This is a genomic window from Arhodomonas sp. KWT, assembly GCF_010993615.1.
Genome location: NZ_WNXE01000653.1, coordinates 1 through 943, shown reverse-complemented (window position 1 = coordinate 943; position 943 = coordinate 1). Strand labels below are relative to the sequence as shown.

General features: G+C 66.5%; 1 protein-coding gene. It reads right to left on the bottom strand.

Going from position 1 to position 943, the window contains the following annotated elements; all coding sequences use genetic code 11:
• Positions 1-150: 150 nt before the first annotated feature.
• The gene (locus tag G7A99_RS21470) at positions 151-339 is read right to left on the bottom strand and encodes a hypothetical protein (RefSeq protein ID WP_163143953.1); all 189 of its coding nucleotides are present in this window, start codon (positions 337-339) and stop codon (positions 151-153) included.
• Between the last annotated feature and the right edge of the window lie 604 nt (positions 340-943).

The following is a 943-nucleotide window of genomic DNA, read 5'->3' as shown; positions in this document are numbered from 1 at the left end:
CATCCCTGTCCCCGTCGGAGCCGTATGCTCATGCCGTCGATGAATTCGCTTTTCCGGATACCGGTGTACCCCTCGGCATCGGTGACGCCCGTGGCGATGACTTCCTTGCCCTGGCGGAGCTCGAAGTGCCTATGGGCGATCGGTGTGCCATCATCGGTATCGCCCCGTGCACCTCTTGTCCTTCTTGTGCCGCAGGTTGCTGCCCATCACCCCCGGCACGAAGATCACCGCGATCGCCCGGTCCGTGCACACCACCCGCGTGACGTGGTTCTCCTCGCTCGGGCGCATCCAGCTCTCCGCCTGGTTGGGCGGGGTGTAGGGGTAGACGCCCTCGCTCATGCCCCACCCCCCGCCACGGCATGCCCCGCCCTGGCGACGTATCGAACCGCATGACGGGGGAAACGGCCATCCACCCCGGAAAGCTCACCGGATTGCGCGCCGCGGTGACACAACAGGGGGGTGTCGACGTGTGACGCGCCTGGATAGCGCGGACGATACGCCCGGCACGACCCGAACGCGTGGGGATCACGTATGGAACAGCGGCCCGGAATGGGCCCCAAAGGGGGGATATTCGCCATCATGTCACCTTCCCTGGTCAGTCGCGGAGGACCGGCTTCCGCCTTCCTGGCGGCGCGCACCGGCTTGGTGCTAGAACGGAAACTACCTCAATTACCGCTCGGCGACCACCCTCCTCGCCGCCTTGCGGCGTATCCGACGATCGGCCCACGGCATCGCCACTGCGCCCTGAGTCATTCCCGAAAACACGTCCCATATCCAAAGTGCAGAGTGTCCCCGTCGCCCGAAGCGGGCATTCCGGCCACACGACGTCCTGCCAGCCGTGATGTATCATTCTCCACGCCACGGAACCCGCAAGGAGTGCCGCCATGGCCCGCCCGGCCGCGCCCAGCCTCGATCCCCAGACCGTCTTCTTCCCCCTGGCCGC